The organism is Ruegeria sp. CDSC051 (assembly GCF_059610665.1).
Genome location: NZ_JBXWOC010000005.1, coordinates 219,300 through 234,667, shown reverse-complemented (window position 1 = coordinate 234,667; position 15,368 = coordinate 219,300). Strand labels below are relative to the sequence as shown.

Genomic DNA, 15,368 nt, shown 5'->3' with positions numbered 1-15,368 from the left:
CTCAGCTGCGGCGCAGCCAGGCGATAAATGGCAGGGCGACGACATACATCAAGATACCATAGACGGCCGATGGCAGAGCAAGAGGGCTTAGCCCGTTTTCCGTGCTGGTAATCAGCGCTGCCAATGTGATGCCAAGAGTCGAGTTTTGGATGCCAGCTTCGATCGAGATCGTCTTGCTCTCGTTCCATGACAGGTTCACAGCGCGGGCCAGTCCCAGCCCGATCAGCAGCAGCGCAATGTTCAGGGTGATCAGCGCCGACCCCATCAGCCCCAAATTTTCGACGAACATTTCCCAGTTCCCGGCCAGCGCGGCGAGAACGATCAGGACGAAAAGAATCGAAGCCAGTTTGGACAATGGGGCATCGACCCGCTCTGCGAATCCTTTTGCGAAATGCCGTATACTGACGCCGATAGCGACGGGCAGGGTGGTGATCAGGAACATCGCTATGGCCAGCCCGGTGATCGAAACCTCGGGTGCGTCCTCGCCCATGAAGTGATTGATCGACCATGCGGCCAATACGGGTACCGTCACCATCGACAACAAGCTGATGATGGCTGTCAGGCTGACGGAAAGAGCGACATCACCCTTGGCCAGTTTAGTCAGGATATTGCTGGTAACACCGCCGGGGCAAAAGCTGAGGAGCATAACACCGACTGCTATTTCCGGTGGCAGTGCAAAGAGTTTGACCGTCGTAAATGCCGCAATGGGAAGCAAGATCACCTGGCAGAACGCCCCTATCGCAAAAGGGTATCGTCTGCTGACAACCCGGCGGAAATCGGCGATCTCAAGCCCGACACCCAAGGACAGCATGATTATGGCCAACGATAGTGGCAGGCCGACATTAATAAGCAGATCCAACTACAACTCCTCCCAAAGCCGTTCGGACCAGCGTAAGCGAGGGTCAAAGCCGCAGGCAACCGCGCCGTAGGGTCAGCCGTAGCGTTGGGCGAACCTGCGCAGGATTTCACCGGGCAGAGTGACATTGGCGGCGTGGCAAATGTCGATCAGACGCTGCGCATCTTCGGGCGGGAAATAGCCGTGGTGTTTGTAGATGGTGATACGTTCTTCAAAGTCGCGGGCATCAGCCTCGGGGTGGAACTGTGTGGCATAGACATTCTGGCCCCAGCGGATCATCTGGAAGGGGCAAGGGTCCGAGGCCAGCAGATGCACACACCCATCTGGCAGGGATTGCACAGCCTCTTTATGGCCCACAAAAGCATCAAAACTCTGACCTAGCCCCGAGATCAGTGGATCGGTGGCACCGTCCTCTGTCACGTGGCAGGTTGAGGGGCCGACGGGCTCTCCGAACTGGTCCTTGCTGACATCGCCACCCAAATGCGCGGTAAGAATACCCAACCCATAGCAGCACCCCATGAACGGATGATCGCGCCCGGTGATCTGTGACATCAGACCCATGATGGCGGCTTCGGTGCGGGCATCCGTCGGCGATTTTGTCGCCGGATCGTCGCTGACACAGCCGGGGCCACCGCCGACGATCACTCCGGCATAGTCGGTCACGTCCAAGCCGTCGGGCAGGTCTTCACAGTCCAACCGGATGCGATGGGTCTGTTCAGGACTCAGGCCGGTCTTGTCCAGAATCGAGGCATATTCGGCATCCGACGCATCGGTTTCCGGGCGTAACTGCAGGATCAGAAATTGTTTCATGGAACGGCTCTTACCCGTCACAACGGCCAGAACACAAGGATGGCGGGTATCGAAACCGCAATGATCAGGATTTCCAGCGGCAGGCCCATGCGCCAGTAGTCTCCGAACCGATAGCCACCCGGTCCCAGAACCAGCGTGTTGTTTTTATGCCCGATAGGCGTCAGGAACGCAGCCGAGGCTGCAACGGCGACCGTCATCAGAAACGGGTCGGGGGAAACCTCAAGTGTGCGGGCCATCTGAATGCCGACCGGGGCCGCCACAATTGCCGTGGCGGTGTTGTTCAACACGTCCGACAGGGTCATGGTGACCACCATCAGAACGGTCAGAATAGCCCATGCAGGCAGGCCGTTAGTTAACTGGATCAGCGCATTGGCGATCAGTTCGGTGCCGCCCGAGGTTTCCAGCGCGCTGCCCAGCGGGATCATCGAGCCCAGCAAAACGACCACCGGCCATTCGATGTGAGTATAGAGATCCGCGATTGGCATGATCTTGGTCAGCACATAGGCAACCACAACAAGCCCCAATGCGACCGGCAGGTAGATCAGCCCAACACTGGCCGCCAGCACCGCGGTGGCAAACAGGCCAATCGCAAGCCACGCCTTTTCATTGGCGGTGACGTTCAAACCACGTTGGGCCAGCGGTAGGCATCCCAGCCATTCGGTCACATCGGCGCTGCGATCACGCGGGCACAGCAACAACAGGATGTCGCCAGCCTCAACCTCGGTTTTGCGGACCTGTTCAGTGATGCTGCGGCCCTGGCGCGAAATGCCCATCAAAACGGTGCTCTGCCGCCATGCCAATCCCAACCCCTGCGCCGTACGCCCGGTGATGCGGGCGTTTTCGGTCACGACAACCTCGACGACTTCCAGCCCGTCGCCTTCAGCGGTCAGAAGCTCCTGTCGACGTGTGTCCGAAAAATCCAGCTTCAGCGCCGCGCGGAATTCATCCAGCGCCTCGGGGCGGGCCTCAAGCACCAGCGCGTCACCCTGATTCAGTGTTGCATGGGCCGACCGGCCATAGCGGCGCTTGCCGTCGCGGATCAGGCCGATGATGGCGACGTCAGATTTCTCGGCATCTTCATAAAGCTCGCTGACCCGTTTGCCGATCAACGGCGATTCCGGTGGGACGGTTAGTTCTGCGATATATTCGGCCAGCGCCTCAGAGGTTTCGGTTTGCGGTCCCCGGTTCGGGATCAATCGCCAGCCCACCAGTGAGACAAAAGCAAGCCCGGCAATCGCAGCAATGCCACCCACAGGGGCGAAATCGAACATACGAAAGGGCTCGCCCAGAGTTTCTGCGCGGATTGAGGCGATGATGATGTTCGGTGGCGTGCCAATCAGGGTCGCCATCCCACCCAGAATTGTTGCAAAGCTGAGCGGCATTAGGGTCAGGCCGACGGCTCGTCCGGCTTTTCGTGCGGTCTGAATGTCGACCGGCATCAATAGGGCCAAGGCAGCGACGTTATTCATGAAGGCGGACAGAACAGCCCCGATACCGCCCATCAAGGCGATATGGGCCCCAAGGCCGCGTGACGCGTCAACCAGGGATCGCGTGATCAAGAATACCGCACCGGACCGGACCAGCCCGGCCGAAACGACCAGAACCAGCGCGACGATGATGGTTGCCGAGTGACCAAAACCGGCAAAAGCGTCATCGACGGGTACGACACCCAACACCACTCCGATCAGAAGCGCGGAAAACGCAACAAGATCATAGCGAAACCGCCCCCAAAGCAGCATTCCGAATACGGCGGCAAAGAGAGCGAAAAGTATGATCTGATCTGTCGTCATACCGCCAACATACTCGCAGAAGAAGCCGTCGCAAGCCGGTCTCTTGATCCCATGGCCCGCAAACGTCTATATGGGCGCCAAATACGCAATCACTATCACGAGGACGCACCATGGCAGGCCACTCCAAATGGGCCAATATCCAGCACCGCAAGGGACGTCAGGACGCCGCGCGGTCCAAACTGTTTTCCAAGCTGTCAAAAGAGATCACCGTTGCCGCTAAGATGGGCGACCCCGATCCCGACAAGAACCCGCGTCTGCGTCTTGCGGTGAAAGAGGCCAAGTCGAACTCGGTCCCCAAAGACGTGATCGACCGGGCGATCAAGAAATCGCAAGCAGGCGACGGCGATGACTATGAAGAAATCCGGTATGAAGGCTATGGCCCCAACGGCGTGGCCGTCATCGTCGAGACGATGACCGACAACCGGAACCGGACCGCATCGACTGTGCGCTCGACCTTTTCCAAGAATGGCGGCAATCTTGGCGAGACAGGTTCCGTCGGCTTTATGTTCGAACGCAAGGGTGAAGTGGTCTATCCAGATACGGTTGGTGATGCCGACACCGTGTTCGAAGCGGCCATTGAGGCAGGCGCGGAAGATGTTGAAAGCTCGGACGAAGGTCATATCATCTGGTGCGCCGACACCGATCTGAACGACGTCTCGAACGCGCTCGAGGCCGCGCTGGGTGAAACGGAATCCACCAAACTGGTTTGGAAGCCAAGCACCACGACCGAGCTGGGGCTTGAGGATATGCAAAAGCTGATGAAGCTGGTCGATGCGCTGGAAGATGATGATGACGTTCAGCGTGTCACAACCAATTTCGAAGCCTCGGATGAGGTGATGGCGCAGCTTTGATCTGCCCCGCATCTTGAGATTTGGAAACCCGGCCGTCAGGCCGGGTTTCTTGTTGGTTGGAGGATAGGGCTATTGGCCGATCAGGTTCGAACCCATAGGCTGGGTCGAATAGCTGAAGCAGCGAGTCAAAGAGCAGATGACCGAACCTCAATTTGATTTGGCCAAACGCAATGTGCCTGTTTTGACCGGGCAGAGTATTCTGTCGCAGGTCGCCTGGACCCTTGGCAGCCCGTCCATTGTCTTGCCGTTTCTTGCCGTTTCGCTGGAACTTCCGATGTTCATCGCCGGCGCGCTGGTTTCAATCCGCATGGTCGGCAGCATGATCGCCGACGTGTTTCTGGCCCAGGTCATTGCGCTGCGCGAACAGAAGAAACGCAGCATCGCGATGACCGAAGTATTGATCGGGGCCTGCCTTGTCATGGCTCTGGCGGCGGCCGCGACGGGCAGTCTCGTGTTCACGGCCACAGCCTTTATCGCCGCATTTTTTTTGATCGGTCTTGTGGGTGAGATCCAGACATTGCTGCTTACTGACCTGCTGGGCGTGCACGTTCAGTCCAGGTCACGGATGATCATGCGATATCTGCAGTTAGGCGCCGGCGGATTGGGCGCAATCGGTCTTGTTCTGTTGGTCCATCAAATCACGCTGGGCAACCCTCCGTTTGCGCGCCATTCGGTTGTGATCGGAGTCGCAGTGGTGTTTTTTCTGTTGTCTGGCCTTTCAATCCTGGCGATGTCCGAAGTTCCGCATCAGAAAATTTCAACAGCGCCTGAGGACGAAAGCAAAAGACATTGGTCCGAATATTTCACCGATATTCTGGCGATGTTCAACCAGACCTGGTTCCGGCGCTATATGGTCATGCGCCTTCCGATTGTGGTTGTCAGTCTATCGGTTCCGTTCTTTGCCCTGATGGCGGCCGAGGCACATCACAGTTCGGCCAAAGGTCTTACCGCAATGATCATTTCGTCGGCCTCTGGATATCTGGTCTCTGCGCCTTTGTGGCAGTTTGTTAACCTGAAATCCCACCGGGCGGTCATGGTATCCGGGACTCTGATGGTGGCCTTGACCGGAGCAGGGCTGCTGGCGGTCCATTACCTCCATATCGGTCATCAGGTGCACACTCATGCGGTTGCCCTGTTTGTGGTGACCGTGGCGGTTACAGGCATCAGCAGTGCCCGAAAGTTGTATTTTCTGGATATCGCCCCGTTTGATCAGCGGGTCAAAGGGGCGGCTGCGGTGAAAAGCATCTCGCGGATTGTTGCGGTCATCGTGTCGGCGGCGCTGGCTGGTCTGGCACATATGCACGAGGTCTCGGCGGCGGTTTTGATCGTTGTCTTGGTGAGCCTGATCGCAGCTTTTGCCTGTTACCGGGTGGTCACGCCAATTCCTAAAGCGCCCGAGCCATCCTGATCGACCAATCCTGTCTATCGTTGAATAAGCGCGTCGACAGCCGCGCGCTTTACAGCGGCGGTCAGCGGCGAAAGGGCCGAGGATAAGACACGCCCGACCTGCCAGGTCAGCGGAACATCAAGGGGCGTGTCTGGTATCAAGGGGCACAACAGGCCATCTGCCAAAGGCTTTTGTACCAGCTCAATCGGGTTCATTCCCCACCCGATGCCGGCGATCGCTGCATCCACAAACCCGTGTGAGGATGGCAGAAAATGCGATGGCGGGGAAATGTGGTGCCCAAACTCTCTCGCAAACCAGGCTTTCTGAAGACCGTCCTTTTGATTGAAGGTCAGGCACGGTGCTATGGCAAGGCTGCTTTTGGTTACACCGTCCCGGAACCAATTTTGCATAAAACCTGGGCTGGCCGTTGGAATATACCTGAAATCCCCAAGTGGATGGGCATCGCAGCCAGAGACCGGTTGCCCTCCGGTGGTAACAGCCGCGCTGACCTCACCGCGGCGCAACCAATCGGCCGAATGGTCCTGGTCATCAATTACCAGATCGAACAGCAACTCATCTGTTTGGGCCATCGCAGCGATGAACCATGTGGCCAAACTGTCTGCAGGAATTGCAATGCGCACCTGGGTCGGGCCAGAGGTTCCCTCCAACGCAAGTTCACGGGCCAGCTGTGCCTCAAGCAGCCCGATATCCTCGGCGTATCTGGCAATGCGCAGGCCGGCGGGTGTCGCTGTGCAGGGCGCACCACGAGTGATCAGAGCGGCGCCTATCCGATCCTCTAATGACTTGATCCGCTGCGATATCGCCGAAGGCGTCACCGACAGCTCTGTGGCGGCGGCGTCAAAGCTTCCGTGGCGTAGAATGGCCGAAAGTGCGGCAAGGTGATTGGGATCCAGCAACATTAGCAGAGCTTAACCAGGTGTAACTTCTTTAATTTGATAAGTCGACTGACTGGCTCTAGTCAATCAAATCGAACACAGGAGGTTTCATGTCCGCATCTCTGATTTCCGGATTCGCTCTGGGCTTTAGTCTGATTTTGGCCATTGGTGCGCAGAACGCCTTTGTCCTGCGTCAAGGGCTGCGCCGCGAACATGTTTTTGCCCTATGCCTGACCTGCGCCGTATCGGATGCCATTCTGATTGCGGCAGGGGTTGCCGGGTTCGGAACGCTTTCTCAGACTGCTCCTTGGTTCGAGCCGGTCATGCGCTATGGCGGGGCTGTGTTTCTGACCTGGTACGGGTTGCGCAGTCTGCTATCGGCCTGGCATGGCGGGTCTTCCATGGATGTCAGTGAAGGGACACGTTCAAGTCTGAGGTCTGTCCTGCTGACCGTGCTGGCATTCACCTGGTTGAATCCGCATGTCTATCTGGACACGGTGGTTCTGATCGGGTCGATATCTGCACAATATGATGACCGGTTGGCCTTTGCTATTGGAGCGATGCTGTCCAGCTTTGTCTTCTTTTTCTCGTTGGGCTACGGGGCAAGGATTCTGTCGCCGGTCTTTGCCCGCCCAAGGGCATGGCAGGTGCTGGATGTTGTTATCGGTTTTGTCATGCTGGCGATTGCGGCCAAGCTGGTGGCGATCTGAGGTCTTGTTCCCACCTGTGTTTCGGTGTTGAACCGTTAACATGACAACTCAACCTAACACCTATCGGCCATTGGCGGGAATGTTCTGGATGTTTTCCGCCGGTCTGTCCTTTGTTGTCATGACTGCGCTCGTCAAATCTCTGGGCACCTCCATGGACCCGATACAGGCCGCATTTCTGCGCTTTGTCTTTGGGTTGGTGTTCCTACTGCCAGCGTTACGGCTGATCGTTACGACACCTCTGACACGTAGGCATCTGACACTGTTCGGCATCCGCGGGGTGGTTCACGCCATTGCCGTGATGCTGTGGTTTTTTTCCATGACCCGAATTCCGTTGGCCGAAGTCACGGCCATGAACTACATGACGCCGGTCTATGTCACATTGGGTGCTGTGCTGTTTCTAGGCGAGAAACTAGCCTTCCGCCGGATTGCCGCCATTGTTGTCGCATTGATCGGTGTAGCAATTATTCTCCGACCTGGGTTTCGGGATATCTCGGTTGGTCACGTGACCATGTTGGGCACTTCGTTGACGCTTGGTGCATCCTACCTGCTGGCCAAGATGCTGGTGCGAGATCTGCCGCCCTCGGTCGTGGTTGCACATATGTCCATATGGGTGACGATGGCGCTGATACCTTTCGCCATTGCCGTGTGGTCCCCTCCAAGTCTCCATGATTTGGGTGTGCTGTTTCTGGTTGCCTGTTTTGCCACACTTGGACACTATCTGATGACCTTGGCCCTGCAGGCCGCCCCTGTTGCAGTGACGCAGCCCGTCACATTCTTACAGCTGATCTGGGCCACGCTGGTTGGGGCGTTGGTTTTCCACGAAAGCGTAGATTTGTGGGTGGTCGCGGGGGGCACGCTGATTCTGTTGGCAGTCAGTTTTATTGCCTGGCGCGAGGCCGTGTTGAACCGCAGCAGCCTGACGACCCCCAGTATTGCACCTAAACTTTAGCCGGTTTCTGCCGAAAAAACGTTATTAATTGACGAGTCAATAAAAATCTCCTAGCGTTTTTCTATCAAAAGCAGTTGAGGGGTACGGATGCCGAAACTCGGAATGGAGCCAATCCGCCGTGATGCGATCGTAAAGGCAACGATTGCTGAGCTCGGGTCGAAAAAATCCCTCGATGTAACCGTCAGCCAGATCGCTAAGCGGGCTGGCATGTCCAGCGCGCTGGCACATCACTATTTCGGCGGTAAAGATCAGATTTTTCTGGCAGCGATGCGCCGCATCCTGTCGGATTTCGGGTCAGAGGTCCGGTCCGAACTGAAAGCAGCCACGCCAAGTGGACGCGCGCAGGCGATCATCCGGGCATGCTTTGCCCCATCCTGTTTCACGCCGGATGTGACGGCAGCGTGGATGACGTTCTACGTTCTTGCGCAGACCAATGACGACGCCCTGCGATTGTGGCAGATTTATCAGGCCCGTATCCGGTCGAACCTGGTTTATGCGCTGCGCCCGCATTTGGCCGATCCGGTTGAGGCGGCCGGGAACATGATCGCCTTGATCGACGGACTTTATATCCACGCCGCGCTGAGCGCCCCGGAAGAACCGCAACTGGCTGTAAACCACGCGATGCGCGTGCTCAGCACCTTGCTCGAGGCCGAGAAATGACTAAACCTAATATTCTGATCCTGATGGTGGATCAGTTGAACGGGACCCTTTTTCCTGACGGTCCTATCGACTGGCTGCATGCGCCAAACCTGAAAAAGCTGGCCGAACGATCCACGCGATTTGCGAATGCCTATACGGCGTCGCCCCTGTGTGCGCCGGGTCGGGCCAGTTTTATGTCCGGTCAGTTGCCGTCGCGCACTGGTGTCTATGACAATGCCGCCGAGTTTGGCAGTGATATTCCGACATATGCCCACCATCTGCGCCGTGCAGGGTACTATACCTGTCTGTCGGGCAAGATGCATTTCGTCGGGCCTGATCAGTTGCACGGGTTTGAAGATCGCCTAACCACCGACATCTACCCCGCCGATTTCGGCTGGACCCCGGACTACCGTAAACCAGGCGAGCGGATTGACTGGTGGTATCACAATATGGGTTCGGTCACGGGCGCAGGTGTAGCCGAGATTTCCAACCAAATGGAATATGATGACGAGGTGGCCTATAACGCCAAGTCCAAGCTATACGATCTGGCCCGTGGCAAGGACGACCGTCCATGGTGCCTGACTGTAAGCTTTACCCACCCGCATGATCCCTATGTTGCACGTCGCAAATACTGGGACCTGTACGAAGATTGCGAGCACCTTCTGCCCCAGATTGCCGACCTTGGTTATGATAATCAGGACCCGCATTCGAAACGGATTTTTGACGCCAATGACTGGCGCAGCTTTGACATCACTCAAGAAGATACCCGCAAATCACGCCGCGCCTATTTCGCCAATATCTCTTATCTGGACGACAAGGTCGGAGAAATCCTCGAGGTGTTAGAGACCACGCGGCAAGAGGCGATCATCCTGTTCGTTTCGGATCATGGCGATATGCTTGGTGAACGCGGATTGTGGTTCAAGATGACCTTCTATGAAGGGTCATCCCGCGTCCCGCTGATGATCTGTGCGCCCGATCTGCCAGCGGGCCGGATCGACGCTCCGGTTTCGACCATAGATGTGACGCCGACCTTGGGTGCTCTTGCCGGTGTCGATATGGCAGAGATCGCGCCGTGGACAGATGGCGAAAACCTTGTGCCGCTGGCCATGGGGCACGAGCGCAGTGCGCCGGTCGCGATGGAATATGCAGCCGAGGCCTCTTATGCGCCACTGGTGTCCTTGCGTTATGGCAAATGGAAATACAACCGATGTGCGCTAGACCCTGATCAACTGTTCGACCTCGAGGCGGACCCTTCCGAGTTGGAGAACCTCGCAGACAGGCCAGAGCATGCAGGAACGTTGCAGACCTTGCGTGCCAAGTCCGATGCCCGTTGGGATCTGGATCGGTTCGACGCCGAAGTTCGCGCCAGCCAGGCGCGTCGCTGGGTCGTGTACGAGGCGTTGCGCCAGGGCGGGTATTATCCGTGGGACTACCAGCCCCTGCAGAAAGCATCTGAGCGGTACATGCGTAACCACATGGATCTGAATATCGTCGAGGAAAGCCAACGCTTTCCACGCGGAGAGTAACAACCCGAATTAACAAGACCCTCTCCGGTCAGGCAGAGATTTTTCGATGAAAAATCTTGGCTCCGGTTGAGAATGGAGACCCGAAAATGGAAGCAGATTTCGTCATCGTCGGCGCAGGTTCCGCAGGCTGCGCGATGGCATATCGTTTGAGTGAGGCCGGTGCCTCGGTTCTGGTGATCGAGCATGGCGGTACCGACATGGGCCCGTTTATCCAGATGCCCGCCGCGCTAAGCTATCCGATGAACATGTCGCGCTATGACTGGGGCTATCAATCCGAGCCTGAGCCGCATCTGAACAACCGCCGCCTGGCCTGCCCGCGAGGGAAGGTGATCGGCGGATCCTCTTCGATCAACGGAATGGTTTATGTGCGCGGCCACGCCCGGGACTTCGATACCTGGGCCGAGATGGGCGCGGATGGCTGGTCTTATGCGGATGTGCTGCCGTATTACAAACGGATGGAGACCTGGCATGACGGCGGTCATGGTGGTGATTCCGCGTGGCGGGGCACTGACGGGCCGCTGCATGTGTCGCGGGGCCCGCGTGCGAACCCGCTGTTCCAGGCCTTTGTCGATGCGGGCCAGCAAGCCGGGTATGAAATCACGGGCGACTATAACGGTGAAAAGCAAGAAGGCTTCGGCCCGATGGAGCAGACCGTCTGGAAAGGGCGGCGCTGGTCGGCGGCAAATGCTTATCTGCGGCCTGCGCTCAAGCGCGAGAACTGTGATATCGTGCGCGGTCTGGCGACCCGGATTGTTCTGGAAAACGGAAGCGCTGTTGGTGTTGAACTGATCCGTGGCGGCAAGACAGAGGTCATCCGCGCCCGCCGCGAAGTGGTCATCGCAGCCTCGTCCATCAATTCGCCGAAACTTTTGATGCTGTCTGGAATCGGCCCGGCTGCGCATTTGGCTGAGCAGGGGATCGGAGTTGTTGCAGACCGTTCGGGGGTTGGCGCAAATCTACAGGACCATTTGGAGCTGTATATCCAGCAAGCCTCGCTTCAGCCGATCACGCTCTACAAACACTGGAACCTGGTCAGCAAAGGCCTGATCGGGGCGCAATGGCTGTTCACCAAGACCGGCCTTGGTGCCTCGAACCAGTTCGAAAGCGCGGCCTTCATCCGATCAAGGCCGGGTGTCGAATACCCCGACATCCAGTACCACTTCCTGCCGATGGCGGTGCGCTATGACGGGCAGGCTGCGGCCGAGGGGCACGGGTTCCAAGCACATGTGGGTCCGATGCGATCGGAATCACGGGGTGCTGTGACATTGCGCTCGGCTCGACCCGAGGACGCACCTGTCATCCGGTTCAATTACATGAGTCAGGAAAAAGACTGGGAGGAGTTCCGCACCTGTATCCGCCTGACGCGAGAGATTTTCGGGCAAGAGGCGTTCAGACCCTTTGCCGGGAAAGAGATTCAGCCCGGTGCTGCGGTACAAACAGATGAAGAGTTGAACGCCTTTATCGCTGAGCATGCCGAAAGTGCCTATCATCCCTGCGGCACCTGCAGGATGGGACGGGCGGATGACCAGAACGCGGTTGTCGACTCCGAAGGCCGGGTGATCGGCGTGGATCGGCTGCGTGTGGCGGACAGTTCGATCTTTCCGCAAATCACCAACGGCAACCTTAATGCGCCGTCGATCATGGTGGGCGAGAAAGTCTCGGATCATCTGCTGGGCAAAGATCCGTTGCCCAAAGCCAATGATCAGCCTTGGATTCATCCGCTATGGTCCTCGGCGCAGCGCTGATTTGATCCGCGTCAAAGCGGGGGGAGTGGGACCAATATAGACCTGAATCGCAACGCATTTTCTAAGGAGCGAACAGGAATGTCCCACACCCCGCACGAATTGGCCGAAGAGTTTCCCGACAAGGTCGAATTGATCAGTCAGCTTAAACAGTCCGATGCGCATTTTTCTCGTCTGGCTGAAGAGTATCATGAGGTTAACCGTATCGTGCACCGCGCGGAAACTAACGTCGAGCCGATGGAGGACCTTGCCGAAGGCGAGCTGCGCAAGAAACGCGCCGCACTGAAGGATGAGATCTGGGCGATTTTGTCGAACGCTTAAGGGTTGGGCGGGGGCATTGCCCCCGTTTCGGCTGGCCGCGGTTTTAGGCCGGGTAAAGCTCAGGTAACTTCATAGGGTAAGGTTCCGCGGGTATGAGTGTCGATGGACAGGCGACGTTCCAGCGGAGGAACTGACCGTTGGTGGCAGTTCTGGCGTTCGCAGATCCGGCACGAGATACCTATGGGCTCGTAGGCACTGGCGTTTGAGATATCCAGATTGTCCGCATAAACCAACGCTTCAGCGTGGCGGACCTCGCATCCCAGCGCAATCGCATAGCGCCGGACAGGCGCTCCGTACGAACCGCCCGATTTCGAAACATCCCGCGCCAGCGAGATATAGCGGACCCCGTCCGGGGTTTCGGCAAGCTGCCGCAGGAAGTGACCCGGAGTTTCAAAGGCGCGGTGCACATTCCACAACGGGCACGCACCGCCAAAGCGCGCAAATTGCAGGCGCGTGGCGGAGTGGCGTTTTGTGATCGTTCCGGCCTGATCCACCCGAACAAAGAAAAATGGTATCCCCTTTGCACCGGGGCGCTGCAGTGTCGAAAGCCTGTGGGCCACCTGTTCGATGGATGCTCCAAAACGATTGCTGAGCAATTCCAAATCATGGCGGTAAAGCTGGGCTGCACTGAGAAATTCGCCATAAGGCATCAGAGAGGCGCCAGCGAAATAATTCGCCAGGCCGATCTTCGCAATCGCGCGCGCCTCATCACTGTGAAATTTGGCGAAATCCAGTGTCGCTTCAAGCAGCTTGTCCTGATTGATTAGGGATACCTGCAAGAGCAGCTGAAACACTTGTGTTTGCGGTGCAATCCGTGATGACAGCAGCAATGTTTTGCTATCCGCATCGTATTTCCGGGTTTCTTCGATATCCGGGAACTGAACGCGAATACCGTTTTCACCCAAGCTTTCGATTGCGGCGGCGCGAATTCCGCCTTTGTCCTGGGCGCGGCCAGAAAATCGTTCTGCGGCCCGGTCAACCGCGTCTATGTAGTTGTCGCAATAATGGAAAAAGTCTCGCACTTCTTCCCAGGGGCTGGCCTGAATCTGTGCGTCTTCACGTCCCAGGGCTTCGTCCAGCGAGGCCAGCCTTTCATGCGTCTGGCGATACGTGCGGTGCAGGGCGATAAACGCTCGGGCCATTGCGGGGGCGTTTGAAGCTGTTAGGCGCAGATCAGCGAGCGGTGGCATGGCGTCATCAAACACGGGGTCCGCCAGCGCCTCGCGCAGGTCTGAGACCAGACGTTCGCTGTCGCCAGTGCTAAGTTCGGTCACGTCCATGCCGAATTCCTGCGCCAGAGCCAGAACAACCGTGGTCGAGATCGGGCGGTTGTTATTCTCCATCTGGTTCAGATAGGGAAGCGAAACCCCCAGTTTGGCTGCGAATTCCTTTTGTGTCAGCGTCAGGCGCGTGCGCATTTCACGCAGTTTTGCACCAGCATAGAGCTTTTGGGTCGCCATGGCGTGCCTTTGCAACTTTTCTAATCTTGAACGCTAGCTTTGCAAACCGTCCTGCGCAAGGCGTGTTACAGGCCCAAATACCGTTCGCGCCGGATCACGATGGCAATAGCAACGATGGCAAATGTTGCAGAGGCCAACATCAGCCACAGCAGCGGCATCGCGCCTGTTTCATGGGTTAGTATTGCGCCCGTGAGCGCGCTCAGGCCAGCTCCGCCGCCCAGCATGATGGCCCCGCTCAGCCCAGATGCTGTCGCGGCCAGGTGCGGGCGGACGGACAGTGCGCCTGAAGTTGCGTTTGGAATGGTCATACCATTGCCCACACCAACAATGGTCATGAACCCAAAGAAGCTGAGAACCGAGCCGAAGCCCGTAAGGAACACGATAGTCGACAGTGCAACGCCGGTTGCGTTCATCCAGCACCCCCAAAGAACCATCCGGTTCACGCCAAAGCGGACAGAGAACCTGCCGCTGAAGAAGTTGCCGAAGAAATAACCCACCGCAGGGGCGCCGAAGTAAATGCCCAGTTCTGACGCTGTTAGGCCGAACAGTTCAGTCCCGACGAAAGGCGCGCCGCCCAGATAGGCGAAAAAAGCGCCCGACGACAGGGCTGAGGCCATGGAATAGCCCCAGAACCGAGGGGATCTGAGCAATTCCGGGTATTCACGAAACTGCTGCAGCAAGGTCAGCCCGCTTTTGCGGGATGTTTCTCCGAAGTCGGAATAGGTCAGCATTAGCGCCAGTAGGCCCAGCCCGAAAGGAAGCCAGAAATTTGCCTTCCAGCCAAAGCTCTCTTCCAGAAAGCCGCCGATGGCAGGGCCGATCATTGGAACAATGGCCATTCCCATGGTGACATAGCCGATCATTGAAGCGGCTTGATCTGCTTCGTAAAGGTCTCGCACCGCTGCGCGGCTAAGGACCATTCCAACAGCTACGACCGCTTGAAACATCCTGAAGGCCAGAAATACTTCGGCGTTCGGGGAGTAGATGCAACCCAGTGTCGCAATCAGAAACAGAACCAATCCCCAGAGAATAACCGGCCTGCGGCCCACCTTATCTGCGATGGGGCCGATCAGAATTTGGATTACTGCGCTGATCATCAGATACAGAGCGATCGACAACTGCATGACTTTGTAGTCTGCGTCAAAATACGCGGCCATATTGGGCAGGCTGGGAAGGAAAAGATTCAAGCTCAGTGCTGACAGCCCGGATAGCATCACAAGTGTGGCAATGGTAGGGGGCGAACGACGCGCTGGCGAAAAAGTAAACTGCATGGTTCACATGTATAGTGACGGTTTTTGGGATTGCCATCCGTGACCGTGTCTCAGTGCGAAACTTTGCATGTTTACAATTACCCGAAACTGTATTTTCAAAGATTTGCAAATTTGCCGAATGAGGCTTTGGTCTGAACGAAACTAAGTATAGTGTCGCGCC

14 protein-coding genes are annotated in these 15,368 nt (G+C 57.1%); 8 read left to right on the top strand and 6 right to left on the bottom strand.

The annotated features are described in order from the left end of the window. Position 1: 1 nt before the first annotated feature. The 3 genes from AC2FH0_RS13820 to AC2FH0_RS13810 all read right to left on the bottom strand — a co-directional run bounded on the left by AC2FH0_RS13820 (position 2) and on the right by AC2FH0_RS13810 (position 3,456). The gene (locus AC2FH0_RS13820) at positions 2–859 is read right to left on the bottom strand and encodes a bile acid:sodium symporter family protein (protein WP_496789606.1); all 858 of its coding nucleotides are present in this window, start codon (positions 857–859) and stop codon (positions 2–4) included. A gap of 72 nt (positions 860–931) precedes the next feature. Beyond that, complete coding sequence (locus tag AC2FH0_RS13815; protein WP_496712799.1) at positions 932–1,666, bottom strand: glutamine amidotransferase; 735 nt, start codon at positions 1,664–1,666, stop codon at positions 932–934. Between the two features lie 17 nt (positions 1,667–1,683). Then, on the bottom strand, positions 1,684–3,456 hold the full coding sequence (locus tag AC2FH0_RS13810) for an SLC13 family permease (protein ID WP_496789605.1): 1,773 nt from the start codon (positions 3,454–3,456) through the stop codon (positions 1,684–1,686). A gap of 110 nt (positions 3,457–3,566) precedes the next feature. Between AC2FH0_RS13810 and AC2FH0_RS13805 the strand changes: the two genes are divergently transcribed. Further along, the gene (locus AC2FH0_RS13805) at positions 3,567–4,307 is read left to right on the top strand and encodes a YebC/PmpR family DNA-binding transcriptional regulator (protein ID WP_496693835.1); all 741 of its coding nucleotides are present in this window, start codon (positions 3,567–3,569) and stop codon (positions 4,305–4,307) included. A gap of 136 nt (positions 4,308–4,443) precedes the next feature. Continuing rightward, positions 4,444–5,715: a permease gene (locus AC2FH0_RS13800; protein WP_496789603.1), complete on the top strand. Its 1,272-nt coding sequence runs from the start codon at positions 4,444–4,446 to the stop codon at positions 5,713–5,715. 14 nt (positions 5,716–5,729) lie between these two features. Here AC2FH0_RS13800 and AC2FH0_RS13795 read toward each other — a convergent pair whose 3' ends face one another. Beyond that, positions 5,730–6,614: a LysR family transcriptional regulator ArgP gene (locus tag AC2FH0_RS13795; RefSeq protein WP_496789602.1), complete on the bottom strand. Its 885-nt coding sequence runs from the start codon at positions 6,612–6,614 to the stop codon at positions 5,730–5,732. Between the two features lie 86 nt (positions 6,615–6,700). Between AC2FH0_RS13795 and AC2FH0_RS13790 the strand changes: the two genes are divergently transcribed. The 6 genes from AC2FH0_RS13790 to AC2FH0_RS13765 all read left to right on the top strand — a co-directional run bounded on the left by AC2FH0_RS13790 (position 6,701) and on the right by AC2FH0_RS13765 (position 12,477). Next, entirely contained in the window at positions 6,701–7,300 is a 600-nt protein-coding gene (locus AC2FH0_RS13790) for a LysE/ArgO family amino acid transporter (RefSeq protein WP_496789600.1), read from the top strand. A gap of 40 nt (positions 7,301–7,340) precedes the next feature. Beyond that, complete coding sequence (locus AC2FH0_RS13785; RefSeq protein ID WP_496789599.1) at positions 7,341–8,249, top strand: DMT family transporter; 909 nt, start codon at positions 7,341–7,343, stop codon at positions 8,247–8,249. An 87-nt stretch (positions 8,250–8,336) separates the two neighbouring features. Continuing rightward, entirely contained in the window at positions 8,337–8,909 is a 573-nt protein-coding gene (gene betI, locus AC2FH0_RS13780) for a choline-binding transcriptional repressor BetI (protein WP_496789597.1), read from the top strand. After that, a complete protein-coding gene (gene betC / locus AC2FH0_RS13775; protein ID WP_496789596.1) occupies positions 8,906–10,414 on the top strand; it encodes a choline-sulfatase in 1,509 nt (502 codons plus the stop codon). Before betI ends, betC begins: the two co-directional genes overlap by 4 nt. 86 nt (positions 10,415–10,500) lie before the next feature. Next, complete coding sequence (gene betA / locus AC2FH0_RS13770; RefSeq protein WP_496789594.1) at positions 10,501–12,159, top strand: choline dehydrogenase; 1,659 nt, start codon at positions 10,501–10,503, stop codon at positions 12,157–12,159. 78 nt (positions 12,160–12,237) lie between these two features. Further along, entirely contained in the window at positions 12,238–12,477 is a 240-nt protein-coding gene (locus AC2FH0_RS13765; protein WP_142636790.1) for an HP1242/YdcH family protein, read from the top strand. A 59-nt stretch (positions 12,478–12,536) separates the two neighbouring features. Here the strand turns inward: AC2FH0_RS13765 and AC2FH0_RS13760 are convergent, their stop codons facing one another. Together AC2FH0_RS13760 and AC2FH0_RS13755 are read right to left on the bottom strand one after the other, a co-directional pair. Beyond that, the gene (locus AC2FH0_RS13760; RefSeq protein WP_142636792.1) at positions 12,537–13,937 is read right to left on the bottom strand and encodes a helix-turn-helix domain-containing protein; all 1,401 of its coding nucleotides are present in this window, start codon (positions 13,935–13,937) and stop codon (positions 12,537–12,539) included. Between the two features lie 65 nt (positions 13,938–14,002). Further along, positions 14,003–15,208, bottom strand: a complete 1,206-nt coding sequence (locus tag AC2FH0_RS13755) for a multidrug effflux MFS transporter (protein WP_281972733.1) — start codon at positions 15,206–15,208, stop codon at positions 14,003–14,005. Positions 15,209–15,368: the final 160 nt, after the last annotated feature.